The organism is Rodentibacter mrazii (assembly GCF_001998825.1).
GTDB classification, from domain to species: Bacteria; Pseudomonadota; Gammaproteobacteria; order Enterobacterales; family Pasteurellaceae; genus Rodentibacter; species Rodentibacter mrazii.
In genome coordinates, this window is the sequence record NZ_MLHG01000012.1 from 71436 (window position 1) to 95394 (window position 23959).

27 protein-coding genes and 1 pseudogene are annotated in these 23959 nt (G+C 39.3%); 14 read left to right on the plus strand and 14 right to left on the minus strand.

Going from position 1 to position 23959, the window contains the following annotated elements:
• Positions 1-75 precede the first annotated feature (75 nt).
• Positions 76-543: pseudogene (gene rppH, locus BKK47_RS01685) on the minus strand (RNA pyrophosphohydrolase); the annotation flags it as partial.
• A gap of 508 nt (positions 544-1051) precedes the next feature.
• Positions 1052-1621 carry a 1,6-anhydro-N-acetylmuramyl-L-alanine amidase AmpD gene (gene ampD, locus BKK47_RS01690; RefSeq protein ID WP_077493196.1) on the minus strand — a complete coding sequence of 190 codons (570 nt, stop codon included), beginning with the start codon at positions 1619-1621 and terminating at the stop codon, positions 1052-1054.
• A 123-nt stretch (positions 1622-1744) separates the two neighbouring features.
• On the opposite strand from ampD, the gene BKK47_RS01695 reads away from it, so the two are divergent.
• The 8 genes from BKK47_RS01695 to rhlB all read left to right on the plus strand — a co-directional run bounded on the left by BKK47_RS01695 (position 1745) and on the right by rhlB (position 7939).
• Entirely contained in the window at positions 1745-2179 is a 435-nt protein-coding gene (locus BKK47_RS01695) for a prepilin-type N-terminal cleavage/methylation domain-containing protein (protein WP_077493197.1), read from the plus strand.
• The gene (locus BKK47_RS01700; protein ID WP_077493198.1) at positions 2176-3567 is read left to right on the plus strand and encodes a GspE/PulE family protein; all 1392 of its coding nucleotides are present in this window, start codon (positions 2176-2178) and stop codon (positions 3565-3567) included. Before BKK47_RS01695 ends, BKK47_RS01700 begins: the two co-directional genes overlap by 4 nt.
• Position 3568: 1 nt before the next feature.
• Entirely contained in the window at positions 3569-4789 is a 1221-nt protein-coding gene (locus BKK47_RS01705) for a type II secretion system F family protein (protein WP_077493199.1), read from the plus strand.
• A complete protein-coding gene (locus BKK47_RS01710) occupies positions 4786-5475 on the plus strand; it encodes a prepilin peptidase (protein WP_077493200.1) in 690 nt (229 codons plus the stop codon). The genes BKK47_RS01705 and BKK47_RS01710 overlap by 4 nt, the downstream gene beginning before the upstream one ends.
• Positions 5476-5484: 9 nt before the next feature.
• On the plus strand, positions 5485-6105 hold the full coding sequence (gene coaE, locus BKK47_RS01715; RefSeq protein WP_077493201.1) for a dephospho-CoA kinase: 621 nt from the start codon (positions 5485-5487) through the stop codon (positions 6103-6105).
• Entirely contained in the window at positions 6098-6304 is a 207-nt protein-coding gene (yacG, locus tag BKK47_RS01720) for a DNA gyrase inhibitor YacG (protein WP_077434239.1), read from the plus strand. Before coaE ends, yacG begins: the two co-directional genes overlap by 8 nt.
• Positions 6301-6573: a GNAT family N-acetyltransferase gene (locus BKK47_RS01725; protein ID WP_077493202.1), complete on the plus strand. Its 273-nt coding sequence runs from the start codon at positions 6301-6303 to the stop codon at positions 6571-6573. The genes yacG and BKK47_RS01725 overlap by 4 nt, the downstream gene beginning before the upstream one ends.
• 115 nt (positions 6574-6688) lie before the next feature.
• On the plus strand, positions 6689-7939 hold the full coding sequence (gene rhlB / locus BKK47_RS01730) for an ATP-dependent RNA helicase RhlB (RefSeq protein ID WP_077493203.1): 1251 nt from the start codon (positions 6689-6691) through the stop codon (positions 7937-7939).
• 36 nt (positions 7940-7975) lie between these two features.
• Here the strand turns inward: rhlB and BKK47_RS01735 are convergent, their stop codons facing one another.
• From BKK47_RS01735 to bcp, 4 genes are all read right to left on the minus strand, one after another.
• Complete coding sequence (locus BKK47_RS01735; protein WP_077493204.1) at positions 7976-8758, minus strand: energy transducer TonB; 783 nt, start codon at positions 8756-8758, stop codon at positions 7976-7978.
• Positions 8759-8766: 8 nt separating this feature from the next.
• Positions 8767-9174 carry a TonB system transport protein ExbD gene (gene exbD, locus BKK47_RS01740; protein ID WP_077493205.1) on the minus strand — a complete coding sequence of 136 codons (408 nt, stop codon included), beginning with the start codon at positions 9172-9174 and terminating at the stop codon, positions 8767-8769.
• 2 nt (positions 9175-9176) lie between these two features.
• Positions 9177-9629 (minus strand): TonB-system energizer ExbB, encoded by a 453-nt coding sequence (gene exbB, locus BKK47_RS01745; protein WP_077493206.1) that lies wholly within the window; start codon positions 9627-9629, stop codon positions 9177-9179.
• A gap of 165 nt (positions 9630-9794) precedes the next feature.
• Positions 9795-10262 carry a thioredoxin-dependent thiol peroxidase gene (gene bcp / locus BKK47_RS01750; RefSeq protein WP_077493227.1) on the minus strand — a complete coding sequence of 156 codons (468 nt, stop codon included), beginning with the start codon at positions 10260-10262 and terminating at the stop codon, positions 9795-9797.
• Between the two features lie 106 nt (positions 10263-10368).
• Between bcp and dapA the strand changes: the two genes are divergently transcribed.
• Together dapA and bamC are read left to right on the plus strand one after the other, a co-directional pair.
• A complete protein-coding gene (gene dapA / locus BKK47_RS01755; protein ID WP_077493207.1) occupies positions 10369-11265 on the plus strand; it encodes a 4-hydroxy-tetrahydrodipicolinate synthase in 897 nt (298 codons plus the stop codon).
• A 94-nt stretch (positions 11266-11359) separates the two neighbouring features.
• Positions 11360-12364, plus strand: coding sequence for an outer membrane protein assembly factor BamC (gene bamC, locus BKK47_RS01760; RefSeq protein ID WP_077493208.1), 1005 nt, complete (start codon positions 11360-11362; stop codon positions 12362-12364).
• Between the two features lie 63 nt (positions 12365-12427).
• Here bamC and BKK47_RS01765 read toward each other — a convergent pair whose 3' ends face one another.
• The 3 genes from BKK47_RS01765 to arsC form a co-directional block, all read right to left on the minus strand.
• Positions 12428-12724 carry a DUF5377 family protein gene (locus BKK47_RS01765; RefSeq protein ID WP_077493209.1) on the minus strand — a complete coding sequence of 99 codons (297 nt, stop codon included), beginning with the start codon at positions 12722-12724 and terminating at the stop codon, positions 12428-12430.
• 3 nt (positions 12725-12727) lie between these two features.
• Positions 12728-12991 carry an alternative ribosome-rescue factor A gene (locus BKK47_RS01770; protein ID WP_077493210.1) on the minus strand — a complete coding sequence of 88 codons (264 nt, stop codon included), beginning with the start codon at positions 12989-12991 and terminating at the stop codon, positions 12728-12730.
• 68 nt (positions 12992-13059) lie between these two features.
• Positions 13060-13410: an arsenate reductase (glutaredoxin) gene (gene arsC / locus BKK47_RS01775; RefSeq protein ID WP_077493211.1), complete on the minus strand. Its 351-nt coding sequence runs from the start codon at positions 13408-13410 to the stop codon at positions 13060-13062.
• Positions 13411-13490: 80 nt separating this feature from the next.
• Here arsC and BKK47_RS01780 point away from each other — a divergent pair, with 80 nt between their 5' ends.
• Positions 13491-14543, plus strand: coding sequence for an AI-2E family transporter (locus BKK47_RS01780; protein WP_077493228.1), 1053 nt, complete (start codon positions 13491-13493; stop codon positions 14541-14543).
• A 64-nt stretch (positions 14544-14607) separates the two neighbouring features.
• On the opposite strand, the gene tsaA is transcribed toward BKK47_RS01780, so the two are convergent.
• Positions 14608-15327 (minus strand): tRNA (N6-threonylcarbamoyladenosine(37)-N6)-methyltransferase TrmO, encoded by a 720-nt coding sequence (gene tsaA / locus BKK47_RS01785; RefSeq protein WP_077493212.1) that lies wholly within the window; start codon positions 15325-15327, stop codon positions 14608-14610.
• Positions 15328-15388: 61 nt separating this feature from the next.
• On the opposite strand from tsaA, the gene BKK47_RS01790 reads away from it, so the two are divergent.
• From BKK47_RS01790 to BKK47_RS01800, 3 genes are all read left to right on the plus strand, one after another.
• Positions 15389-16300, plus strand: a complete 912-nt coding sequence (locus BKK47_RS01790) for a 1,4-dihydroxy-2-naphthoate polyprenyltransferase (RefSeq protein ID WP_077493213.1) — start codon at positions 15389-15391, stop codon at positions 16298-16300.
• Positions 16301-16347: 47 nt separating this feature from the next.
• Positions 16348-16848, plus strand: coding sequence for a ribonuclease E activity regulator RraA (gene rraA / locus BKK47_RS01795; protein ID WP_077493214.1), 501 nt, complete (start codon positions 16348-16350; stop codon positions 16846-16848).
• A gap of 152 nt (positions 16849-17000) precedes the next feature.
• Positions 17001-18386: a DASS family sodium-coupled anion symporter gene (locus tag BKK47_RS01800; protein ID WP_077493215.1), complete on the plus strand. Its 1386-nt coding sequence runs from the start codon at positions 17001-17003 to the stop codon at positions 18384-18386.
• A gap of 138 nt (positions 18387-18524) precedes the next feature.
• Here the strand turns inward: BKK47_RS01800 and BKK47_RS01805 are convergent, their stop codons facing one another.
• The 4 genes from BKK47_RS01805 to BKK47_RS01820 form a co-directional block, all read right to left on the minus strand.
• Positions 18525-19697: a hypothetical protein gene (locus tag BKK47_RS01805; protein WP_077493216.1), complete on the minus strand. Its 1173-nt coding sequence runs from the start codon at positions 19695-19697 to the stop codon at positions 18525-18527.
• A gap of 108 nt (positions 19698-19805) precedes the next feature.
• Entirely contained in the window at positions 19806-21023 is a 1218-nt protein-coding gene (locus BKK47_RS01810) for a hypothetical protein (RefSeq protein ID WP_143529562.1), read from the minus strand.
• A 90-nt stretch (positions 21024-21113) separates the two neighbouring features.
• On the minus strand, positions 21114-22628 hold the full coding sequence (locus BKK47_RS12655; protein WP_244149097.1) for a toxin VasX: 1515 nt from the start codon (positions 22626-22628) through the stop codon (positions 21114-21116).
• Positions 22629-22640: 12 nt separating this feature from the next.
• Positions 22641-23708 carry a DUF4123 domain-containing protein gene (locus BKK47_RS01820; protein WP_244149098.1) on the minus strand — a complete coding sequence of 356 codons (1068 nt, stop codon included), beginning with the start codon at positions 23706-23708 and terminating at the stop codon, positions 22641-22643.
• Between the last annotated feature and the right edge of the window lie 251 nt (positions 23709-23959).

Below are 23959 nucleotides of genomic sequence, written 5' to 3' on the forward strand. Positions count from 1 at the left end.
TGAATAATGGGGCTTACGCACAGGTGTGAACTTTTGCTCTTGCTCTACAGATTTCTCTTTCTCGTTAGAAAACGAAAATAAAAAAGCAGCGAATTCTTTCATCGCTCGGCGATATACATCTTTCTTAAACGATACGACTTGGCGTACGGGATACCAAAAACTCACCCAACGCCAGCCATCAAATTCAGGGGATTTGGTTGTTTGCATATTAATATTTTTTTCATCCGAAACCAACTGCAATAAAAACCAGCGTTGTTTTTGTCCGATACACATCGGCTTACTGTCATAACGCAGTAAACGCTTAGGTAATTTATAACGCAGCCAATGTTTTGACACAGATAAAATACGTACATCTTTCGGCTGCAATCCCACTTCTTCATATAATTCTCGATACATCGCTTGCTCGGCACTTTCATTATCATTAATGCCGCCTTGCGGGAACTGCCAAGAATTCTGCCCATAGCGTTTCGCCCAAAGCACCTGTCCTTTTCGATTGCAAATCACAATCCCCACATTTGGACGGTAGCCATCAAAATCGATCACTATCGTTTACCTTAAATTTTTATATAAAAATAGTCTGCGGATTGTTTCACAAATTGGCGTTTTTATCAACCAACGCAGCAAAAGTGCGGTCATTCCTCAAACAGTTTTCAGATTGTGGATAACATTGTGATTATCTCAGTCATAATCCACAGTAAGCCTGTGTGAAAAATTACAAGAGGCTTTTTCTTCCATAAGATCCTTTCACTTTAATGCATTTTTCCATAAAGATCCTTTTAAAAAAGAAACCGCACTTTATTTCATCAAAGTACGGTTGAAAAACAATCATTATGCCCAAATAGGAAATGTCTGGTTGAAATTTTTGCCCCCTCTAAAGATTATCCAATATTTCTGTGGATAAAATTGTGATTGGGAAAATTCAAAATACGGTATAACTTTTCCAAATCCGGTAAGGAGGATTTTCTAAACAATTTAATTCTTTATAATTCAAATAATTAACTTAAAATTTATTAAACAACTATAATGTGAATAACATAATAAATGTCACTGTCTATTTTTTAGACAGAGAATTAATCCCGTTCAAATAACGTTCCCAATCAAAGTATTGACCGGGATCGATTTTACGTCCCGGAGATATGTCAGAATGCCCTACAATACGCTTTAGCGTAATGTCCGGATAAGCAGACACAATACACGTTGTAAGTTGTTGTAATGCTTCATATTGTGCATCGGTAAAAGGTTGCTCATTACTCCCTTCAAGTTCAATACCAATGGAAAAATCATTACATCTCTCACGTCCTTCAAAGCAGGAAATGCCTGCGTGCCATGCTCGGTCATTAAAATTCACATATTGTGTAATAACGCCACTGCGCTCGATCAAACAATGGGCGGATACTTTCATTTGATAAATTTCTTCAAAATAAGGATGAAGGCAAGGAGCTAATTTACCTAGAAAGAAGTCATCAATATAACCGCCTCCGAACTGTTCCGGCGGAAGGCTGATATAGTGGATGACCAACAAAGAAATATCTTTAGGATCTGGGCGCTCATCAAAATGTTCCGAGGGAATTTGACGACAATCTTTCAGCCATCCTTGCTCAATATATTTCTGTTTTTTCATTATTTTCTCCTACTTTTACGATCAGTATCGCAAAAAAAGTGCGGTCAATTTTACAAAGTTTTTTTCCTTCTACACAATGCCCTCGCCAACATTGGCTTAACCCATATTTATAAAGGAAAATCAATGAAACTCACTCAACCTAAACCGAAAAAAGGCTTCACACTCATCGAGCTCATGATCGTCATTGCCATCATTGCAATTCTTGCCACTATCGCCATTCCGTCTTATCAAAATTATACCCAAAAAGCGGCGATGTCCGAATTATTGCAAGCCTCCGCACCTTTTAAATCCGATGTAGAACTTTGTGTTTATGGTACAGGTAGCACCGCCAATTGCAGTGGCGGTTCAAATGGTATTGCTACCGACATCACTACGGCAAAAGGCTACATAAAAAGTATTAGCACGAGTGCTGGCGCAATTACCGTTGTAGGTAATGGAACACTAGATGGCATAGAATACACTCTAACTGCCAACGGTGATAAATCCAAAGGCGTTACTTGGTCAACAACTTGTACTGGTGATACTTCATTATTTCCTGCCGGATTCTGCTCAAAATGACAGATTTTGCATTACTTGAACATCGCGTAACCGCTCAAAATGGTGAGATTTTTTCGATCTCACCAGATTTATGGGAACGTAATAAACACCAACACACATTGTTCTTGAACTATTTTTCCCTGCCTTTAAAAGAAGAGGAAAATCGTTTATGGCTCGGTGTAGATTCTCTTTCCAATCTCTCTGCTTGTGAAACTATTGCTTTTATTACAGGAAAATTGGTCGAACCGGTTTTACTTGATAGCGAACAACTCAAAGATCTCCTGCAACAACTCTCCCCTCAATCCATGCAAGTAGAAGATCAAATGAACTTTTACCACCATCAAGAACAAGATCATCAGGAAAAAAACAATGACGAACCTATTATCCAATTACTAAATCGTATTTTTGAGTCAGCACTACAAAAAAATGCGTCCGATATTCACTTGGAAACTTTGCAAGATTGTTTTCAAGTACGCTTCAGAATTGATGGCGTTTTACAACTCCAATCCCCAATTAGTAAAAGTTTAGCCAATCGATTAATCTCCCGATTAAAACTTCTTGCTAAACTTGATATCAGCGAAACCCGATTACCCCAAGACGGACGTTTTCAGTTTAAAACAACCTTCTCCGATATTCTTGATTTCCGCCTTTCTACATTACCGACTCACTGGGGCGAAAAAGTAGTACTTCGTGCGCAACAAAATAAGCCGGTAGAGTTGAGTTTTGCAGAACTAGGGATGACAGAAGCACAACAACAGGCTTTTCAGCAGGCCCTCAGGCAACCTCAGGGTTTAATTCTGGTTACAGGCCCAACCGGTAGCGGGAAAAGTATCTCACTTTATACCGCACTTCAGTGGCTAAACACACCGGATAAACATATCATGACTGCTGAAGATCCTATCGAAATTGAATTAACCGGGATTATCCAAAGCCAGATTAATCCACGAATCGGACTAGATTTTAGTCGCTTACTGCGTTCTTTTTTACGACAAGATCCCGATATTATTATGCTAGGAGAAATTCGAGATGAAGAAAGTGCAGCAATGGCGCTACGAGCGGCTCAAACCGGTCATTTAGTCCTTTCAACATTGCATACCAATGATGCCCTTTCTGCTCTTTCACGCCTGCAACAACTGGGAATCCACCAACATGAAATTGAAAGCAGCTTATTGTTAGTGATAGCCCAAAGGCTTGTGCGAAAACGTTGTCCAAAATGCAGTCAAATTCCTACAAATTCTTGTGATTGTCATCAAGGTTATCGTGGAAGAATTGGTGTTTATCAATTCTTACATTGGCAGCAAAACGGCTATCAAACCGATTTTGATAATCTCCGTCAAAGCGGTCTAGAAAAAGTAAAACAAAACATTACCGATGAAGCGGAAATTTATCGTGTTTTGGGAGATTTATAAAATGGCGAAAAAGCTTTTTTACTACCTAGGACAAAATTCCTTAAAACAAATACAAAACGGCTCAATCATTGCCGAGTCTGCTCAGCAAGCCCAATTCCAATTGATGAATAGAGGTCTAACCAACATTAAATTAAAACAGAACTGGCAACTCAGTAGCAAACCTAAAAACACAGAAATTAGTGCATTATTAAACCAACTCTCAACACTCCTTCAGTCAGCAATTCCACTCAAAAGCAGTTTACAGATTTTGCAACAAAATTGTACGCAACTAGCTTTAAATGCATGGCTAGAACAGATTTTAAAATCTATTGAAAGCGGGCTTGCCTTTTCTCAAAGCATTGAACAACAAGGTAAATATATTACACGCCAAGAAATTCAATTAATTCAAGTTGGTGAAATGACAGGAAAACTGGTGACTGTTTGTAGCAAAATTGCAGCACATCGCCAGCAATCCCTCACACTACAACGTAAATTACAAAAAATTATGCTTTATCCCTCAATGGTATTAGGAATTTCTTTATTACTTACCCTTGGTCTTTTGCTTTTTATCGTGCCGCAATTTGCTGAAATGTATCAAGGCAATCACACCGAATTACCGGCATTAACCTCTGTTTTACTTACCACATCAAATTTTCTAAAAGAAGACATCGGCATCTTGCTGTTTTTTACAGTGATATTTATCCTTTTTTATCAGCTAAAATTGAAACATTCCACACTCTTTCACCGGAAAAAATCTCAAATCATTACGATCACGCCTATTTTGGGAAATATTCAGCAGCTATCCCGTTTAGTAAATTTTAGCCAAAGTTTATACATAATGTTGCAAGCCGGTGTTCCCCTTAATCAGGCTTTAAACAGCTTTCTGCCACGCACACAAACTTGGCAAACCAAGAAAATTATCGTGAGTGATCAGATTCTTGATACAGAAGTGCGGTCAATTTTACAGTGGGTTTCGCAGGGCTATGCCTTTTCAGATAGCGTCAGTAGTCGCCTCTTTCCGATGGAAGCACAACAAATGCTGCAAATTGGTGAAAAAAGCGGAAAACTGGCATTAATGCTACAACACATTTCAGAAAGCTATCAAGACAAACTCAATCATCAAATTGATCTCCTTTCTCAAATGTTAGAACCGCTGATGATGGTGATTATTGGAAGCCTCATCGGCATCATTATGATGGGAATGTATTTACCGATTTTTAACATGGGAGCGGTAGTCCAATGATCTATTTTGCAAGTTTCTTACTCGGCGGAATCTTTGGTATTGCATTATGGCTTTACGTTTCCACCTTTGCCGAACGCTTACAAACCGACATTTATCAGTCTTACACAGCACTTTTTCCACAAAATCCTCCGCCATTTCAACCACATTTTTCCATTATCCAAGGAAAAAAGTGCGGTCATTTTTTACGCTATTTTTGTATCGTTGGATTTTTGTTTGCCTTGTTAACCCTTACCACAGAAAATGCACTTCTAACTTTATGGCTTGGTTGCTCAATCGTTTTACTTTGGGCTATCGCTTACCTCGATTGGCAATATCAACTGATTTCAACAACACTTTGTCTTATATTGACAGCTTTGGGACTCATTGGTGCATCACAATCTTTTTCTTCTTTAACGTTAGAAGAAAGCCTACAAAGTGCGATTATTTTTTTCCTCGTTTTTTATGGCATTTATTGGATCGCAAAATGGTACTACAAAGAAGAAGCATTAGGGCAAGGTGATTATTGGCTTGCCCTTAGCATTGGTAGCTACTTACCGTTAAAACACTTCCCTATCTTTTTATTGATTGCTTGTTTATTGGGTATTTTCTTTACTTTCCTTTCCCCCAAAAGACTGTTTTTTTTACCTTTTGCCCCTTTTCTCAGCCTCTCAAGTTTTGTAGTATGGATATTCAATTATTATTCATAGGGAATTGTGATGACCTATATCGTAGGATTGACCGGCGGCATTGGTAGTGGCAAAAGCACTATTGCCAATTTATTTGCAGAGCTTGGTGTACCTATCGTGGATGCCGACATTGTTGCTCGTGAAGTGGTGGCAAAAGATACGCCTTTACTTAAAAAAATTACTGAACATTTTGGTAAATCTATTTTATTAGAAAATGGAGAACTCAACCGTCCCGCATTACGGCAGCTAATCTTTGCTAACGAAGCGGAAAAAAATTGGCTCAATGGTCTATTACATCCTGCTATTCGGAAAGCTATGCTGAAACAACTTTCTACACAAACCGCCCCTTATACGCTTTTTGTTGTACCGCTTCTGATTGAAAACAAGCTTACTGAGCTTTGTCATCGTGTGCTTGTTGTGGATGTCAGCCCAGAAACCCAACTCATGCGAGCGGCAAAACGCGATAAAAATAATTTTGAACAAATTCGACAAATTATGAATTCACAAGTGAACAGAACGGAACGATTAAAATGGGCAACAGAGATCATTAATAATGACAAAGAGTTGGCTGAAAACTTACCGCACTTAAAGCAAAAAGTGCTAGAATTACACCGTTTTTATTTACAACAAGCGGAAAGAATGCATGTCTGAAGAAATTATTGAAGTCCCCTGCCCAATTTGTCAAAAAGCCGTTCCTTGGACAGCAGAAAGCCCATTTCGACCTTTCTGCAGCAAACGTTGCCAACTAATCGATCTTGGCGAATGGGCGGCAGAAGAAAAATCCATTCCAAGTGATACTGCCGATTTTGCCATGAATCCTAATTTAAGCGATGAATGGAGTATAAAATGAAAATTCAACATCAAGAAGATCATCAACGAGGTGAATTTTTTATTTTAAATGAACAAGGAGAGAAAATCGCCGAACTCACTTATTTTTACGAGGCGGAAAATAAAATTAATGCGAATCATACCTTCGTGTCAAACCAACTTCGCGGGCAAGGTATCGCCGATAAACTTTATCAAGCATTACTCGCCTTCATCACAGAAAACCAGTTGGCACTTCATCCCACTTGCAGCTACATTGAACGTAAATGGGAAAGAAGCAATAACAAAAAGTGAATAATAAAAACAGAAAATAATTTCCATTTTCTGTTTTAATGTAAAGTGCGGTCATTTTTGAGTAATTTTCCCATTCGTGCTATCCTCAAGCCATTTTTAAGAAACTGTAATTTCCATGAAACAAGATTATTTAAGCCAACAACGATTTGCTGATTTTCCTTTACACCCTATTGTTTTAAAAGCCTTACAAACCAAAGGCTTTGAGTATTGCACGCCGATTCAGGCACTTTCATTGCCTATCAGCCTGCAAGGTAAAGATATTGCGGGACAAGCTCAAACCGGTACAGGCAAAACGATAGCGTTTTTAACGACTACCTTCCACCACCTGCTTACCTATAAAAAAGATAAGACGGAGTGCAATCAACCGCGAGCATTAATTCTTGCGCCAACCCGTGAGCTTGCTGTTCAAATTAGCAACGATGCGGAGTTTTTAACAAAAGCAAGCGGATTAAAAACTGCCCTTGCGTATGGTGGGGACGGCTACGATAAACAGTTACAAGCTATTGAACGCGGAGTAGATATTTTAATCGGTACGACGGGACGTATCATTGATTATGTAAAACAAGGTACGATTCGTTTAAATCAAATCCAAATTGTCGTATTGGACGAAGCAGATCGGATGTTTGATCTGGGTTTCATTCGCGATATTCGTTACTTATTACGTAAATGCCCTTCTCCGCAAGATCGTTTAACGATGCTTTTTTCGGCAACGCTATCATACAAAGTACGTGAACTTGCTTTCGAAGATATGAACGATCCGGAATACATCGAAATTGAACCCGAACAAAAAACTGGTCATCGCATTAAAGAGGAATTATTTTACCCTTCTAACCAAGACAAAATGGCACTATTACTGACTTTGATAGAGGAAGAATGGCCTGAACGCTGTATTGTATTTGCCAATACCAAACATCGCTGCGAAGAAATTTGGCGCTATTTAGTGGCAGACGGGCATCGTGTAGGCTTGCTGACCGGTGATGTTGCACAAAAAAAACGTCTTACACTCTTGAAACAATTCACTGATGGCTCTTTAGATATTCTTGTCGCAACCGATGTAGCGGCCCGAGGCTTACATATCGCAGATGTTACCCACGTATTTAATTATGATTTACCAGATGATCGTGAAGATTATGTGCACCGCATCGGACGTACCGGTCGTGCTGGTGAAAGCGGTATTTCAATTAGTTTTGCCTGTGAAGAATACGCAATGAATTTACCGGCTATTGAGGAATATATCGGGCATTCAATTCCTGTCAGCCAATATAATCAAACATCTCTATTAAGTTTACCTAAACCGTTTCCTTTAAAATCCCGATCAAACAATCATTCACGGGTAGCGATGAGAAGTCGCACTTACCGAAAATAATACAAAAAGGCAGAAGTTTACCTCTGCCTTTTTATTTTACTGCAAACTAAATCGAATCGGGACCGATAGAGTACTTGCAAACCCATGTGGTTTGGGCCCAATCGGTCTTGCGCTTTTCACCGCTTTCAATGCAGCTTTATCCAAACTGTCATCACCTGAGGATTTAATGACATTTTCATTACTTAACGAACCATCATGACCAACATTAAACGAGATATGAACCACCCCTTGTTTACGCATCATTTTCGCACGCATCGGATAATCTTTTCGACGCTCTATTTCACGGTAAAGTGCGGCTTTATAAGCAGCAATTTCATTTGTATTTGAACCGCTCCCTACCATATTTGCATTGGTATTTACACTACCGGTTGCTGTCGCTTTTGAATTTACCGTTGATGTAGAATTGACATTACGATCACCTACCGGCAAATCTTGCGGTAATTTCTGTGCTTTTTCAGACGGTTTCACCTGTTTTTTCGTTTTTTCTTTAGGTGGTTTTGGTTTATCTGTTAGCTTTTCCGGTTTCTTCTCCGGCTGTTTTTTCTTTTTAGGTTCCGGTTTTTTTGTCGGATCCGAAACAACTTCTTCTTTTGGAAGTTCAGGTTCGACTTTTTGAGGTTCCGGTTCAGGCTCGGGTTCAACCTCTTCAATACGCATTCCTTGCACCATTTCCATTGAAATTGTCGTCGCTAGCTCACCGGAATGATTATTTGCACTGTCATTAGATTCGTACCAATTCCATAACAACGCACTAACTACTGCTCCATGAAGGAGAAGAGAAACAAGTAAAGCTAGGGATAAACGTTTAGGTTGTTGCATGACTTTTCCTATTTTCCGACTGGTGCCGTATTACCACCTTTATCTTTCATTGATACCAGTGCCACATTTTTAATCTCATTTTTGGCAAGTAAGTCGGTAATAGTCACAAAATCCTGAAAACTCGCTTGCGCATCAATTTTCAATGTCACTTTTTGCCCTTTATTCCATTGGCTCATTTCTGCCTCTAAGGATTCCTGTGAAATAGGTTTATCGTTATAGTAAAGTTCCCCCTTCGCAGTAACCGTTAATAGTTTAGCCAAATCATCGGATTTAAAGGCGACTGCTGTACTTGCTTTTGGTACATTTACTTGAATTTTTCCCTGAGAAATAAATGACGCAGTAATCAAAACAATAGCCAGCAACACCAACATAATGTCAATGAAAGGAATAATGTTGATTTCATCAAATTTTTTCACGGTTATTCCTTATCTTTCTGTGAATTTAACACTTTCCATTTTAAGCGGTTAACTTCAATTTTACGGTTTAAACCGCTATAAAACACCATAGCCGGAATAGCCACCAAAATACCAAGTGCGGTCGCTTTTAGCGCCAAAGAAAGGTGTAACATAATTTCACCGGCATCCACATCGCCACCACTCTGACCAATTTGATAGAAAGTCAATAAAATACCGATAACCGTACCTAACAGCCCGACATAGGGCGCATTCGCTCCAACAGTGGAAATCGTGGTCATATTACGATTCAGATCGATATCCAACGCGTGAATATTGGAATATTTACCTACATTAATTCTGCTTAGAAAAATAAAGCGTTCAATAACCATTGTGAGCATAATTACACTCATAATAAATAAAAGTCCGATAATAATGTAATCACTGTATTGTTGTAAAAATTCGAAAAGTTGAGGCATTTTTTTATCCTTAAAACACAAAAGTAATTGAGAATTAGTTTCAATTAGAATCAAATTCTAGCAAAAGGAAATAAGGTCGTAAATATTAATTGGAGGAAAAACCCAGTGATTTTCAACCGCACTTTGAGAGCAAAAACCCAAAGTGCGGTAAATTTTATGAGAAATTTAGAGGGATTGAAGATAATCTAAAACAACTTGATGATGTTCACCTGTTTTAAATTTATCAAATACTTGCTGAATTTTACCTTGCTCATCAATGAGAAAACTTATTCGATGGATACCATCATAAGTTCTTCCCATAAATTTCTTTTCCCCCCAAACGCCAAATTGCTCGGCAACTTGATGAGTTTCATCTGAAAGCAAGGTGAAATTGAGTGCTTTTTTCTCTACAAACTGTGCTAATTTCTTAGGACTGTCGGGGCTAATACCTAAAATGACCACACCCAACTTTTCCAGCTCATTTTTCGCATCACGCAATCCGCAAGCCTGTGTTGTGCAACCCGGAGTGAAGGCTTTTGGATAAAAATAAATAAGCACTTTTTTGCCTTTAAATTCCACAAGAGAAACCGGCATGTCAGCCTGATTATTTAATGTAAACTGTGGTGCTGTCTCACCTACTTGTAATGTTTTCATAGAAAATGCCTCAAAATAAAAAAATGATTTGCAAATTTTAATCATTTTAGCGATCCTAGCAGGTGCTTTTCAAATATTAATCACGATAATCTGAAACGGAGGTTTTATGTCTACGCAAAATCCCTTATTTTTTGGCAGCATTGTTGCTTTAGTCACCCCAATGGATAATCACGGAGGAATCGATTTTGAAACCCTAGAAAAATTAGTGGAATTTCATATTGATGCAGGCACCGATGCCATCGTTTCAGTAGGCACAACAGGTGAATCTGCAACATTAAGCATTGAAGAAAATGTCAAAGTGATTGAGAAAACCGTAGAGCTGGCAAAAGGACGTATTCCAATCATTGCGGGAACCGGAGCCAATGCAACCAGCGAAGCAATTGTAATGACAAAACTTGTACGTGATAGCGGTGTGGCCGGCTGTCTTTCCGTCGTGCCTTATTACAACAAGCCAACACAAGAAGGGATGTATCAACATTTTAAAGCCATTGCCGAATGTACCGATTTACCTCAGATTCTTTACAATGTACCGGGGCGTACGGGAAGTGATATGAAACCGGAAACCGTTGCACGTTTAGCCCAAATTGAAAACATTGTGGGAATTAAAGAGGCAACAGGTGACGTCAGCCGTGTAGCAGAAACCAAAAAATTAGCGGGAAAAGATTTCATCGTATTAAGTGGTGATGATGCAACCGGGTTAGAAGCAATGAAATTAGGTGCTGAAGGTGTCATCTCCGTCACTAATAACCTTGCCGCAAAAGATATGGCGGAAATGTGCCGTTTAGTACGCTCGGGAGAACTTTCCAAAGCAGAAGAAATTAATCAGCGTTTAATGGTCTTACATCGTGATTTATTTGTGGAATCCAACCCGATTCCGGTGAAGTGGGCAGCTTATCGTTTAGGGTTAATTAAATCGCCTTCTCTTCGTTTACCATTAACGATTCTTAGTGAAAATGCCCAACCAAAAGTTGAAGCGGCATTAAAAACAGCAGGTTTGATTTAATTATTCCAAAGGGGCTGGTTCTCAGCCCCAAACTTTCTGAATAACTCATTGTCAAAGTGCGGTCAATTTTTTTATTTATTTTTAAGGATTTATTATGAAGAAGATTCTCTTAGGATTAGCAACGGTGGCATTATTATCCGCCTGTTCAAGCGATCCTGAAAAATTACAAAGCGCAAATGATAGTTATCAAAAATCAAACTCACCTATCCCAAATTTCTCACCTTTAGCAAGCGGTGGCGTTAATCTGCCACAACAGGCATCCACCTATGAGTTACCGAATATTGCCGTTAAAAAAGATACCGCTGTTGATATTCGCCCCCCATCAACACCTTTGGCAATTATCAAAAACTCACTTACACAATTTGATGGTGAACGCGCTTTGATTGTTTACTCTAATGAACAAGCCTCACTTTATAACCTGCAACAGATTCAACGTCTCTTAAAAGAGGAAAATATTGATTCAACAATCAATGGTACAATTCTCACAACAGATTGGCATAGTACCGGACGTATTGATGACAAAGCCAATACTGAAATTCAATATCAAGTGGAACAGGTTTCAGCCCAAGATGCGAGTGCTTTGACGGTTTCAGTCAAACAAATGCGTCGTGACGGTATTATTTTCACCCCTAGCGTGGCAGAAAAACAACGCTATACCTCCGCTCGCTTAAATCATTTTGTTGCAACCTTAACCAATAGCTATACGAAGCAACAACAAGATCTCAACAATGCCTCCGTGGGTGCATTCCAATCAGGACTAATTACCGATATAAATGGAAGAACTGCATTGGGTATGGATGCAACCTTTGGTCAAGCATGGGAAAAATTAGGTTCAACATTGCCCAAAGTGGGATTTGACATCAAATCAGAAACCGCCGGTCGCGGACAACGGGAATTAAAATATTCACCTTTAGATAAAGAGGATTGGTTACGTTTAGGTGTGAATAAACCGGAACTCGAAAAAGGCACCTATTTTATGCAACTCTCTGCCATTGGAAAACAAAGTGCCGTTGTGATTACTGATGAAGAAAATAAAGCATTAAGCGGCGAATCTGCTCAAGTAGTTTACCAAGCCATTGGTGCGTTACTTGCGAAATAAATAAAAAGTGCGGTTGAAATTCAAGGAGAAAATCAACCGCACTTTGCTTTTTTGAAAATAGCGCTATTCCGCTTTCACACCGAGATTACCAATTTTCACACCTAATATACCAAGGGACACCGCATCTAAATAATCCCCCAAAAACTTAAATAATTCATTTAATTCTGTGAATGAGCATTGAATTTTAATTTGCTCTTCTACTCTCCGCACAAATTCATAGCGAATGCCATTTTCTTCAAAATGTGCAGTAAGGGTTAAATAAACGGTTTCAAAAAAATGGCTGCGTGCGCCTTCTTCACCCGGATCACTAATGCGTACATTCCATGTTGTATTGAATAATGTTTCTGTTTTATTTGACATTTTTTACCTCACATTGCACTTTTGACTAAAGAAAAACCCGATTATAAAGTTTCTGAAATCAAAAAATTTATAATCGGGCTTTTCAAAAAATTTCCCTACGTGTTTTGCTTTTCGTTGATAACTGCCTTTCCCTTTGCGTTTTTTCTCTATACGCTGACGGAATAATTTGTCATGTAACAATGCCATTATCGCATTATCTCTCACGACACCTCTCGTGTGCTGATAAACGGTTTGATTTTCAACCGCACTTTTTTGTTTTTTTGCCATAATTTTTCCTTAAAAAAGCCGTGAAGACATTTCCACGGCAATCGTATTATACTGGGTAAACCTCAAAATTACAAAATTTCAAGCACACTTTCCGGCGGTCGCCCGATTCTTGCTTTCTCGCCATTTACCACGATAGGACGTTCAAGCAAAGCAGAATGTTCACTGATCGCATTCAATAAATCTGCATTCGTTAGTGCCGAATCTGCAAGATTTAAGGATTGATAAAGTTCATCTTTCACCCGCATCATCAGGCGAATATCCCTGATGCCTAATTTATCCGCAAGTTGTTGCAATTCGGCAACGGTATAGCGTTTTTGCAAATAAAGCTCAATGTTCGGCTGAATACCTTTTGACTCAAGCAATGCTAAGGTTTCTCGGCTTTTGGAGCAACGAGGATTGTGATAAATGATAATAGACATAGAATTTCCTTTGGCTGGCTATAACTGGAGGGAATTTTAACTTATAATGGCAAAAAATACTCACTTGGATGTTGATGATTATGTTAGAAATGTTAAAAAGCTGGTATGCGCGCCGTTTGGGCGACCCGCAAGCGATGGGGTTATTGGCAATTTTACTTTTTGGTTTTATTGCTATTTATTTTTTCGGTGATTTAATCGCTCCCTTACTTATTGCTATTGTGCTTGCCTATTTATTGGAAATGCCTATCCATTTTCTAACAAAAAAGCTAAAACTTCCTCGTATGTTATCCACTGTTGTTATTTTTGGTGGGTTTATCGGTTTGGCGGCGGTCTTCTTTTTAGTCCTTGTACCAATGCTTTGGAACCAAACCATTTCTTTATTAAGTGATTTGCCGGCGATGTTCAATAAGTTAAATGAATGGCTTCTTGGTTTGCCTGAACATTATCCTGAGTTGATCGATTATTCCATGGTAGATGCTATTTTTAATTCGGTACGTGAAAAAATTCTCGGCTTTGGGGAATCTGCCGTCAAACTTTCTTTAGCTTCCATAATGAATCTCGTCTCGCTTGGCATTTATGCGTTCCTCGTGCCATTAATGATGTTTTTCATGCTAAAAGACAAAAGTGAACTGTTACAAGGTGTGAGCCGTTTTTTACCACGCAACCGCCACCTCGCATTCAAAGTATGGACAGAAATGCAACAACAAATTGCCAATTATATTCATGGAAAACTCTTAGAAATTTTAATTGTCACCTTAGTCACTTACGTGATTTTCTTAATTTTTGGATTAAATTATCCGCTCTTATTATCCGTTGCCGTTGGGCTTTCTGTACTGGTTCCCTACATTGGTGCAGTACTTGTGACTATTCCCGTAGCCCTTGTTGCCTTGTTCCAATTCGGCATTAGTCCAACCTTTTGGTATATCATCATCGCCTTTGCAGTAAGCCAACTCTTAGACGGTAATTTATTAGTCCCTTATTTATTCTCTGAAGCAGTGAATTTACACCCCCTAATTATCATTATATCTGTCCTTATTTTTGGCGGTTTATGGGGATTCTGGGGCGTATTTTTTGCCATTCCGTTGGCAACATTGGTCAAAGCCGTACTCAATGCGCTACCGGAGGATCAATAATTTCCTGCATAGAAAGCAATAAAATAAAACAGGGTATTCCTACCGAGCTTCAAAATGGATTACCCTACTTTATTTTTTCAATATCCAATATTTCAACCACATCCACCATTCCCGCTTTAATCTGCCACTTTATATTAAAATCGTAAAGGCTAATGCCGTAAATGCGTTCGCTCGGCTTACCACGTTGATAGGCAGGACGCGGATCCTGTTCGATAACTTCACGAATAAAACGCCTTAAGTGCGGTCTTTTTTCTTCCAATTTTTTGACTGCACTTTGAGCATGTTCGGTAAATTCCACCTGAAGTTTTAACAATGGCTTTTCTTGCGCAAAGCTTGATTGCGCCTTGGGTTCACTATCAGCATAAGCAATATAAGGCTTAATATCGAAAATCGGCGTGCCATCCACCAAATCCACAGCCCCTAAATGTAAAAATACTTTGCCATTAATACATTCTACCTTTCGTAATGCTACTTTCGATAAACCGAGCGGATTCGGGCGATGGGTCGCCCGTGAAGCAAACACACCTACCCGTTGATTTCCGCCTAAACGAGGAGGTCTTACTGTGGGCTGCCATTTGCCTTGCTGAATTTGATCAAACTGAAAAATTAACCAAAGATGGCTAAATTTTTCCAAACCACGCACCGCCTCCGGTGAGTTATAAGGCGGAAGCAATTCCACAATACCAACCCCGTCTTGCACTAAATCCGGCTGACGCGGTACAGAAAATTTTTCTTTATAGGGCGTGTGAATAATCGCAATGGGCGATAAGGTTAAATCATTCATAAATATTTAAGATTATTGTAGAATACGCCACTTATTGTAATCAAAAGTGCAGTCAAAAAAAATGATAAATGGAAAACTAAAAATGTGGTGGGAAACGGCCCGTCCGAAAACCTTGCCCCTAGCATTAGCATCAATCTTCACCGGTTCGGCTTTAGGTTATTGGGCAAATCCGGAAAAATTTGATTATTGGGTTATGGTTCTTTGTTTACTGACGACGATCTTATTACAAGTTCTTTCAAATTTTGCCAATGACTATGGTGATCATCAAAAAGGTTCGGACACCCAAGAACGCATCGGACCATTACGTGGCATTCAAAAAGGAGGAATTTCAGCTATTGAATTGAAATGGGGTTTAATTTTAATGGCTGTGACAAGTTTTATTTCCGGTAGTTTACTTATCGGCATTGCTTACGAAAATCTTTCTGATTTATTAACTTTTGCAGGACTGGGGATTTTAGCCATTATCGCTGCGATTACTTACACAGTGGGAACCAAACCCTATGGTTATATGGGATTAGGGGATATTTCCGTTTTACTGTTTTTTGGTTTGCTTGGTGTGGGCGGAACCTACTATTTACAAACGCATAGTATCGACAGCAAAATTCTTCTGCCGGCGATCGGCTCAGGTTTATTAGCCGGTGCCGTGCTAAACATTAATAACTTACGGGATATTGAACAAGATGCCAAAGCGGGGAAAAATACGTTAGCTGTACGTTTAGGGGCACATAAAGGACGTGTCTATCACTGCATTTTATTAAGCACCGCAGCATTATGTTATTTCATTTTTGCCATTACCTCCGCAACCTCTTGGACAAATTATCTATTCTTACTTGCCTTTCCATTACTTATAAAACATGCAATTTTTGTCTATCGTAGCCAAGAGCCCGGCACATTACGCCCAATGCTTGCACAGATGTCAATGATTTCATTATTCGTCAATATGCTTTTTAGTTTGGGCTTGCTTATCGGCTAAATCGGCATATACTAGACATGATCTCAAAATTTTAATAGGGGAAATTTATGTTTATTGATACTTCAGAACTTTGCGATCTTTACGCTGATCAAGTAGATGTAGTAGAACCCATTTTTTCTAGTTTCGGTGGCGTAAATCACTTTTATGGTAAAGTCACAACGGTGAAATGCTTTGAAAATAACGGACTCATCGCTGAAGTATTAGAAGAAAACGGCGAAGGGCGTGTATTGGTTATTGACGGAGGTGGAGCCGTGCGTCGAGGATTGGTTGATGCCGAACTCGCCCAACTTGCAGCAGATAACGGCTGGGAAGGCATTATTGTTTACGGTGCGATTCGCCAAATCCAACAACTTGAAAATATCGATATTGGTATTCATGCACTGGCACCAATTCCCGTCAGTGCCGATGAAAATAACATCGGTGAAACCGATATTCCCGTGAATTTTGGAGGCGTAACCTTCTTCCCTGAAGATTATATTTATGCGGATCTTACCGGTATCATTCTTTCCCAAGAACCTCTCGATCTAAAAGATTTTGAGGAAGAATAAATAAAATTTAAAGTGCGGTAAAAAAATAACCGCACTTTTTTTGTTTAATTTTTTTGCACTTGATCACACTTTTTAATTTTGCTCGTTGCAAGTTTATGACATTCCTTTAACATTATTTCGTTCATTTGATTTACAAAAATGTGGGGGATTTCATGAGCACAACATCTTCACTTAAAATACATAAAAACGGCATTATATTCCTTGCGGATATTGTGCTGTTTTTTGTTTTGTTAAAATTTTTACCTTTTTCACCTAAAGAAAATGCAGGACTTGCATTACTGGGGTTTATCGCAGTACTTTGGTTAAGTGAAGCGTTACATGTAACTATTACCGCATTGCTTGTTCCATTACTGGGCATTGCATTAGATCTGGTTACGACAAAGCAGGCTCTTGCGACTTTTTCCGACCCTACTATTTTCTTATTCTTTGGTGGATTTGCATTGGCTACGGCATTGCATATGCAAAAGCTGGATAGAATGATTGCCAATAAAATTATGGCGCTCGCCAATGGTAATCTTTTTGTTGCTGTAATTTACCTCTTTTTGATCACCGCCTTCCTCTCTATGTGGATGAGCAATACGGCAACCGCAGCAATGATGTTACCGCTCGCAATGGGTATTTTAAGTAATATGGATCGTGAAAAAGAACATAATACTTATGTGTTCGTCCTGTTAGGGATCGCCTATAGCGCAAGTATTGGCGGAATGGGAACACTGGTCGGTAGTCCGCCAAATGCGATTGTTGCAAGTAACCTACACCTTACTTTCTCAGATTGGCTCTGGTACGGCTTGCCAATTATGTTGATCTTATTGCCTTTAATGATCGGCACACTTTTCATTGTATTCAGACCTAAACTTAACAAACGTTTTGAACAGTCTTTTGAAAAAATTGAGATGAACCCACAACGGGTTTTAACTTTGACGATTTTCGTCTTTATCGCTCTGTGTTGGGTATTTAGCAGCAAAATTAATCCGTTCATTTCGGGCTTTTTGGGTTTGACAAAAAACGTTGCGAGCTTTGACAGCGTTGTGGCGTTGCTTGCAGCAATTATTATCTGTGCAACAGGTGTGGCGAGTTGGAAACAAATCCAAGAGAACACCGATTGGGGGGTGTTAATGCTCTTTGGCGGTGGTTTAACATTAAGTTCAGTATTGAAAGATTCCGGTGCAAGTAAAATTCTCGCAGACGGCATTGTCTTCTTGGTGCAAGGGCAGAATTATTATTTTATTGGTTTATTGGTTGCAGCTTTTATCATTTTCTTAACGGAATTTACATCCAATACTGCCAGTGCTGCATTGCTCGTACCAATCTTTATTTCTATCGCCCAGTCCTTGGGAGTTCCGGAGATCGGTCTTGCATTAATTATCGGATTAGGCGCGTCCTGTGCATTTATGTTGCCGGTGGCAACACCGCCAAATGCCATTGTATTTGGTAGCGGTCAGGTCAAACAAAGTGAAATGGTGCGAGCCGGTATCGTACTTAATATTGTTTGTGTCTTTGTGATTGCGACATTTGCTTATCTTTTCTGGCTTAACTAGTACAAAATGCCATAAAAAACGACCGCATTTGCTCAAAGTGCGGTCGTTTCTCTTTCTATTTTCCGCTGTTATGGAGAAATGCACAAAAGCAGTCATTTTAAAATGTAGGGACACACTACGTGTGTCCCTACAGTAGAGTTATTTTCTCTTTTTCCGTTTTTTCTTGCCACGAAGTTTTTCTAATTCTTCAGGTGGTGTATTGGTTTCGTCTTGAATGTTGCCTCTCGACCCCAGTAATCGGCTGGCATGTAAAGAAAAGTCTCTTGGGTATTCAAAGAGATTAGGGCAAGGCACCCGATAGCCCATTTGTCGATTTTCTTCAACGCTGATAATCAGGTTGCCTTTAATTTGTTCTCTCAATGAATCAAAATCTATTGCGTGTCGGAAAGAAGGCAATCCCTCGATTTTAGGGGATTCTTCTTTGAAATAGTGGTGAATTTTTTCTTCTAAAAAGGCTTGTTTAGGCAATTTGTTGCAATATAACCCGCCCTCAATCCAGTTGAACATCAAATTAAATATCCATTCGAAAATACCTTTTCTTCCGCTTATCGTGTTCAGGATTTCATCAATGCGTTCCTGCGGCGTTTCAGGGTTCATAAAATCCACTAAGACTTTTTTCAAATAGGGGACTGTATTAAATTTGACGAACTCCTCTTTTAAAAAAGGTAACAATGTGATCCCTAGCATAGGGAGCCAGGCAGAACGATCGATGACGGCAATTTTCGGACCTCTAAAGCAAGGGGTGCCGGTGCCTTTGTTGCGATAAGGATGCACCCAAATAAATAGCGTAGCATTAACGGCAGAAATATATTCCGGAAACGGGCGCATGAGTTTATTGAGTTCGGTAATATAAAACTTTTTGCCGACATAGGTATAAACGATGCCGTTTTTTCTGTCGAAACGCACCCGTTTTTTAGCGGGTCTAAGCAGAATAAAAAAAAGGAGGAGGCATTTACCAACATAGTAATAACCTTTCCAAACTTCATGTTTGTGGCGATTCCACATTCCGGCAAAATATTCTTCTTTCGTTCTACCATGTCTTGTATATCCTGGTCTAGTAATATCGGCTGCAGACAACCATTCCTTTTGGAATCTGGTTTCAGGCTGAAAAGTAAACTGTAAACTTTCCCATGTGTTACGTCTATATGTGGGATCGATAAAGTCAATATAAACAGAGGCTATTGTAATTATAATAAAGGCTAATTTAAAAAAGATGCCTTTACGCTCTTTCAGCTCAATGGTGTTTTCATCGATCTTGACAACACAACGGCGAAGTGCAGCTTGTAACCTTTTATTTATTGGATGAAACATTATTCTACTCCTAATTCTTCTGCCGTTTTTATTGTTTTTTCATATTGTTGGTTTAGGTATTTCTTAAACCCCTCACTTTGATAAAGTTTGTTTATGCTATCACCTTCATTATTGGTGAAGGTAACATGAACCGTAAAAGAATCGGAGGTGATGCCATTCTCGGATAATGAAAATCGGACATTCATTCCTTGATGATAAAAAATCAACCACATTTTTCCCCTTTCCGGGGAACTCACGGCAATATATTTTTAAATTAGCCGGGGTTGGGATTGATTTTGTAAATTTCGCATAGGTGATTGTAATTATGTCATTGGAGTGAGTGATTTGTAATCCGTGTTGGATAAAGTAATCATAGAGCTCTTCATCAAAACCATTTTTTATCTTTATGTATCGCAATAGAGTTAATGATTTCATTGATATATCAGTTATATGTAGTAATGTCATATCATTTATTGATGATAATTCAGTGATTGAATTTTGATGTGAAAGAATTTTTGAATCTTCAATTTGTTCGCTGATATATTCTGCTCTTTTTTCGTTTGCCCAGTAATAATAATTATCTCCATGCCCCCAAAAACCACGCTCAACCCAAAGGGCTAATTTTGATTTTCCCCAATAGGTAAAAATAACGCTCCCCACTAAAATTAATACCAGCGCAATCGCCCCTGCAATGCCAAGGGCAAGCATACCGGAAAAAGCCGCGAAAGAACCGAGTGCACTTGCCGTCACGCCGACAATAGAACCGGTTAAAACTAATGAGCTGCCTATAATGGAGGCAGTGTCGCCACTGTCTATGGCTTCGGCAAGGTCGCCTAATGCAATGAAGGCAGCGAGGATGCCGACAACAATTCCCCCACCCAAATAAGCATAGGCACGAACATTTGTACCCAGCGCTCTTAAGGTTCCTCCAGGAAGTTTAGCGGCTTTAGAAAAAGGAACGGTGGCACCGGGATTTTGGATAAGACCTAAACCATAGGCAACATCTGAGGTGCCAATGGCGATATCAAGAATTGAAGATACCCGTTGGAGATACTCATTTTGAGCCATTTTTCCTAATTTTGTTTTACTGATGTCTTTATTGGTCAGGTCATAGCTTCCGAGGGAGCGAATACCATTAAATGTCGCCAGTACACCAATGAATCGTTTTGAGTTTTGTAATTTTTCCACTTGTTGTTCATAGGCTTCAAAATCGGCAAGCCAAGCTCTTTTTTCCTCTCTGACTTTAGTCTGGATTTGGGAAAGGGCTTTTTGACGTGTTTTTCGCGTGATGTTATCAGCCCTCGCTTGTGTCTCCAAACGCGTGAGTAAGCTTTTTTGTAATCCCATAAACATGGCTTCGGGGTTGCCGCGCATTGTCAGAAAACCATAGGTAGATAGGATTTTAGAGCGGTCTATGACACATTTTCCTTCTCTGAGTCAAATTTTTATAAGGGTATTTCCGACAAAAGTAAGCACGCTATCCATTGAAGAGAAAAAGCGTTTTAGATTATTTATTCGATGTGAAAAATCTTTGATGGATTCTGTCGCGCCGAATATGGCATCAAAGGCTTCTTTCATTGATTTTCGATAGGTATCACCACTAATTGAGCCATTGGATGCTTCCGGTGCAGTAAATAATGTTTCTAACTCCTTCTCTCCTTCCGGGCTACTTTCTAACCCTATACAAATATCTGCAACGGTCCGACAAAAAACATAAGAAGTGCGGTCTAATCCGGCAGTGTTTTCAGGGGCAGGATTGAGTTTTTTAAGGAGTGAGGGCATTAACTCGGTTAATAAAACACGTAACGGTTCACGCCGTTTTAATTGTGACAGTTGTTCTATAATGGCTTTTCTTGGCACATCAAATCGATGATAGCTATCGGCAACTAATTTTGTATATTGACCAAAATCTTTTGATAGCACCTTTCTTACGCCGGGTTGTTCAATAATTCGTTGGTTGTTCTCAAGTGGAAATTTCTTACCTTGAACATCATAGACAACTTTAGGATCGATAAGATGACCAATAGTGAGGGGATATGAATATTCTTCATAGTAAGTCGTTTTGGCATCGACAAGTTTATATAAAATATCTTGTAATTCCCGCATTTCACCGATGGTATCTTCCAATGCAACCACTAAGCCTTTTTCTTGTTCGCCACATAGTGTTGGGGTTTTAAATGCTTTTTGGATGCCGGTAAAGGCATTCTTGCCAATGTTTATCAATGTTTGATCATTGGTAAATTCCACGACCAAGTCAGATAACATTTCAAAAGGCGCACTGTTTTTGGTTTTTTCTTTTGAATCAACATTGACTTTTGTCATCATAGATTGGCGAATTTTTTCGTCTGCTTCTAAACGCTCAAACATTTCAGCCGACCACTGATATTCACTATACGCCATATAAACCCATTGCTGGGTTTTATCGACAAATACGGTATCCGTTGCAAGTGGTAATCCTTGAACAGTCATTTGTTTCCATTCTCCATTTGCACCTTTATCTCCCCATTGATAGATAATGAATTTAAAATTGACGGTTTTACTGTTTTTATCTTCTTCCATAATGACACTGCGACTATTTATATCGTCAGAGTGGGGGACATAACGGAATACCAGCCATTTATTATTTTTATCTGTTGCAACGGCTTGGTGAGACGTAGGAGAATAGATATAAACATATCCTTGACGTAACTGTTGGAGTTGGTGAATTCTTCCTCTGCGCATTGAGTCAGGACGAAGTATATCTGCAATATTAGATGTTGTTTCTAGTCCATTATTTTTTAGCGATGCTTGAGCTGAGTCTAAATAATACCCACTTAAAGCATAGCGAACAGGATAAATGGGAATCAAAGGTAGTTCACATTTATTGTTGGTTATTGAAAGCTTTTTAGCTTCTTCTTTTAATAGACCCAAGTCTTTTCTTGGCGTTGAGCTTTCTTTTTTACTGTTTTCCATAAATGTTTTACTTTAAATTAATTTATCTAATAATGATTGTACTGCATTAAGATGTCGGTGTCCGCTTTCTGATTGATGTTGCAACAGCAATTCAAAATAATCCAATCCTTTCTCTTCTGCAATAGCGCGACCACTTAAATACGTCCAATATTCCCTTTCCGATATATTTTCTGTAAGAGTTCGGCTTTGTTTATATTCATTCAACCAACCTTGCGCTTGAGATTCAGAAACTTCAGGAAAATAAGGAAGTAACATAGTAATCAATTTTTTACTTAATTTTTCCCAAGATAGTTGTTCAAAAGCCTTCCGCTCCACTTCTCCTAACTCAATCTTCACAGGTTGTGTATTTTCTGGTAACGGGTTTAAATTAAACCAAATAAACTCTTCTTCCACCCGCAATCCAAAGGCTTCAATGATTTGTTCTTGTGTTGGGTTTGTCGGTGTTGTGTCGTCTTTTTCTGCCAGCCCGTTTTCTTTTATGTCGGTTTTCACCCCAAATAGTGCGGCCAACCGGGCGGGATAATGGGTCAGTTGTGGTAGATAACGATTGAGGACCAATGGGTCGTAAAATCGGAAGAAGTACCATTTTTCTGCTTTGGGGTCGTAAAGATGTGTCCATTTTCGTAGGTGGTGATAAACCTCATCAAAAGATTTTCGGCTTTTAATAAAAATCACCGGATTAATCGCCCAATGGCTGAATACTTTGCTGTCGGCTTTGCGGAAAAGACGTTGTAAGAATGCTACGGTTTCTTGTTGGTATGGGTCAAATTCCAACAGGTAAGGGGCTTGGTCTTCAAGCATTTGCCCGACTTTGCCGGTATAGAGGTTTTCAAGCCGTCCGGCAGATTCCAATCGTGAAGGAAAGCTGACAGCTTTGGCGCAATCGACTACGGCGTAAAAGTGCGGTGGATTTTGAGGGGGCGTTTCCTTTTGTTTTTCTTGCGCTTCTTTTCTTTTGCTTTCTTCTCTTTCTTTTTCCCTTTCCCTCTCTTTTTTATGAGCCGCTTGATTCAGAATGTGATGATATTCACCCAACCCTTCAAAATCCGCAAAGAAACTTGACCACACTTCATCAGGCAATACAGTAGGCGCAATAAACTCGGTAAAGGGAGTAAAGTGTACGGAATGTTGATTGAGATAGGATTCAACATCTTGTCCGTGTTGTTCGGCTTCCTCTTGCGTATATAAACAGAGTAGAGGAGTACTTATTAAAATCTGTTGTGCCGCACGCCAAGGTTTGGCGTCAAAACCGTGTCGGGTGAACCAGATTTGAATGGGGAGCGGGGCGAGTTGTGCCTGTCCGTCAAGTTGGTTTTCGTCAAGGTAAGCGT

Excerpts from the sequence above, each read along its gene's own strand:
- ampD (WP_077493196.1), bottom strand. The coding sequence starts at position 1,621 with ATGAAAAAACAGAAATATATTGAGCAAGGATGGCTGAAAGATTGTCGT.
- BKK47_RS01695 (WP_077493197.1), top strand. The coding sequence starts at position 1,745 with ATGAAACTCACTCAACCTAAACCGAAAAAAGGCTTCACACTCATCGAG.
- BKK47_RS01700 (WP_077493198.1), top strand. The coding sequence starts at position 2,176 with ATGACAGATTTTGCATTACTTGAACATCGCGTAACCGCTCAAAATGGT.
- BKK47_RS01705 (WP_077493199.1), top strand. The coding sequence starts at position 3,569 with ATGGCGAAAAAGCTTTTTTACTACCTAGGACAAAATTCCTTAAAACAA.
- BKK47_RS01710 (WP_077493200.1), top strand. The coding sequence starts at position 4,786 with ATGATCTATTTTGCAAGTTTCTTACTCGGCGGAATCTTTGGTATTGCA.
- coaE (WP_077493201.1), top strand. The coding sequence starts at position 5,485 with ATGACCTATATCGTAGGATTGACCGGCGGCATTGGTAGTGGCAAAAGC.
- yacG (WP_077434239.1), top strand. The coding sequence starts at position 6,098 with ATGTCTGAAGAAATTATTGAAGTCCCCTGCCCAATTTGTCAAAAAGCC.
- BKK47_RS01725 (WP_077493202.1), top strand. The coding sequence starts at position 6,301 with ATGAAAATTCAACATCAAGAAGATCATCAACGAGGTGAATTTTTTATT.
- rhlB (WP_077493203.1), top strand. The coding sequence starts at position 6,689 with ATGAAACAAGATTATTTAAGCCAACAACGATTTGCTGATTTTCCTTTA.
- BKK47_RS01735 (WP_077493204.1), bottom strand. The coding sequence starts at position 8,758 with ATGCAACAACCTAAACGTTTATCCCTAGCTTTACTTGTTTCTCTTCTC.
- exbB (WP_077493206.1), bottom strand. The coding sequence starts at position 9,629 with ATGCCTCAACTTTTCGAATTTTTACAACAATACAGTGATTACATTATT.
- bcp (WP_077493227.1), bottom strand. The coding sequence starts at position 10,262 with ATGAAAACATTACAAGTAGGTGAGACAGCACCACAGTTTACATTAAAT.
- dapA (WP_077493207.1), top strand. The coding sequence starts at position 10,369 with ATGTCTACGCAAAATCCCTTATTTTTTGGCAGCATTGTTGCTTTAGTC.
- bamC (WP_077493208.1), top strand. The coding sequence starts at position 11,360 with ATGAAGAAGATTCTCTTAGGATTAGCAACGGTGGCATTATTATCCGCC.
- BKK47_RS01765 (WP_077493209.1), bottom strand. The coding sequence starts at position 12,724 with ATGTCAAATAAAACAGAAACATTATTCAATACAACATGGAATGTACGC.
- BKK47_RS01770 (WP_077493210.1), bottom strand. The coding sequence starts at position 12,991 with ATGGCAAAAAAACAAAAAAGTGCGGTTGAAAATCAAACCGTTTATCAG.
- arsC (WP_077493211.1), bottom strand. The coding sequence starts at position 13,410 with ATGTCTATTATCATTTATCACAATCCTCGTTGCTCCAAAAGCCGAGAA.
- BKK47_RS01780 (WP_077493228.1), top strand. The coding sequence starts at position 13,491 with ATGTTAGAAATGTTAAAAAGCTGGTATGCGCGCCGTTTGGGCGACCCG.
- tsaA (WP_077493212.1), bottom strand. The coding sequence starts at position 15,327 with ATGAATGATTTAACCTTATCGCCCATTGCGATTATTCACACGCCCTAT.
- BKK47_RS01790 (WP_077493213.1), top strand. The coding sequence starts at position 15,389 with ATGATAAATGGAAAACTAAAAATGTGGTGGGAAACGGCCCGTCCGAAA.
- rraA (WP_077493214.1), top strand. The coding sequence starts at position 16,348 with ATGTTTATTGATACTTCAGAACTTTGCGATCTTTACGCTGATCAAGTA.
- BKK47_RS01800 (WP_077493215.1), top strand. The coding sequence starts at position 17,001 with ATGAGCACAACATCTTCACTTAAAATACATAAAAACGGCATTATATTC.
- BKK47_RS01805 (WP_077493216.1), bottom strand. The coding sequence starts at position 19,697 with ATGTTTCATCCAATAAATAAAAGGTTACAAGCTGCACTTCGCCGTTGT.
- BKK47_RS01810 (WP_143529562.1), bottom strand. The coding sequence starts at position 21,023 with ATGGGATTACAAAAAAGCTTACTCACGCGTTTGGAGACACAAGCGAGG.
- BKK47_RS12655 (WP_244149097.1), bottom strand. The coding sequence starts at position 22,628 with ATGGAAAACAGTAAAAAAGAAAGCTCAACGCCAAGAAAAGACTTGGGT.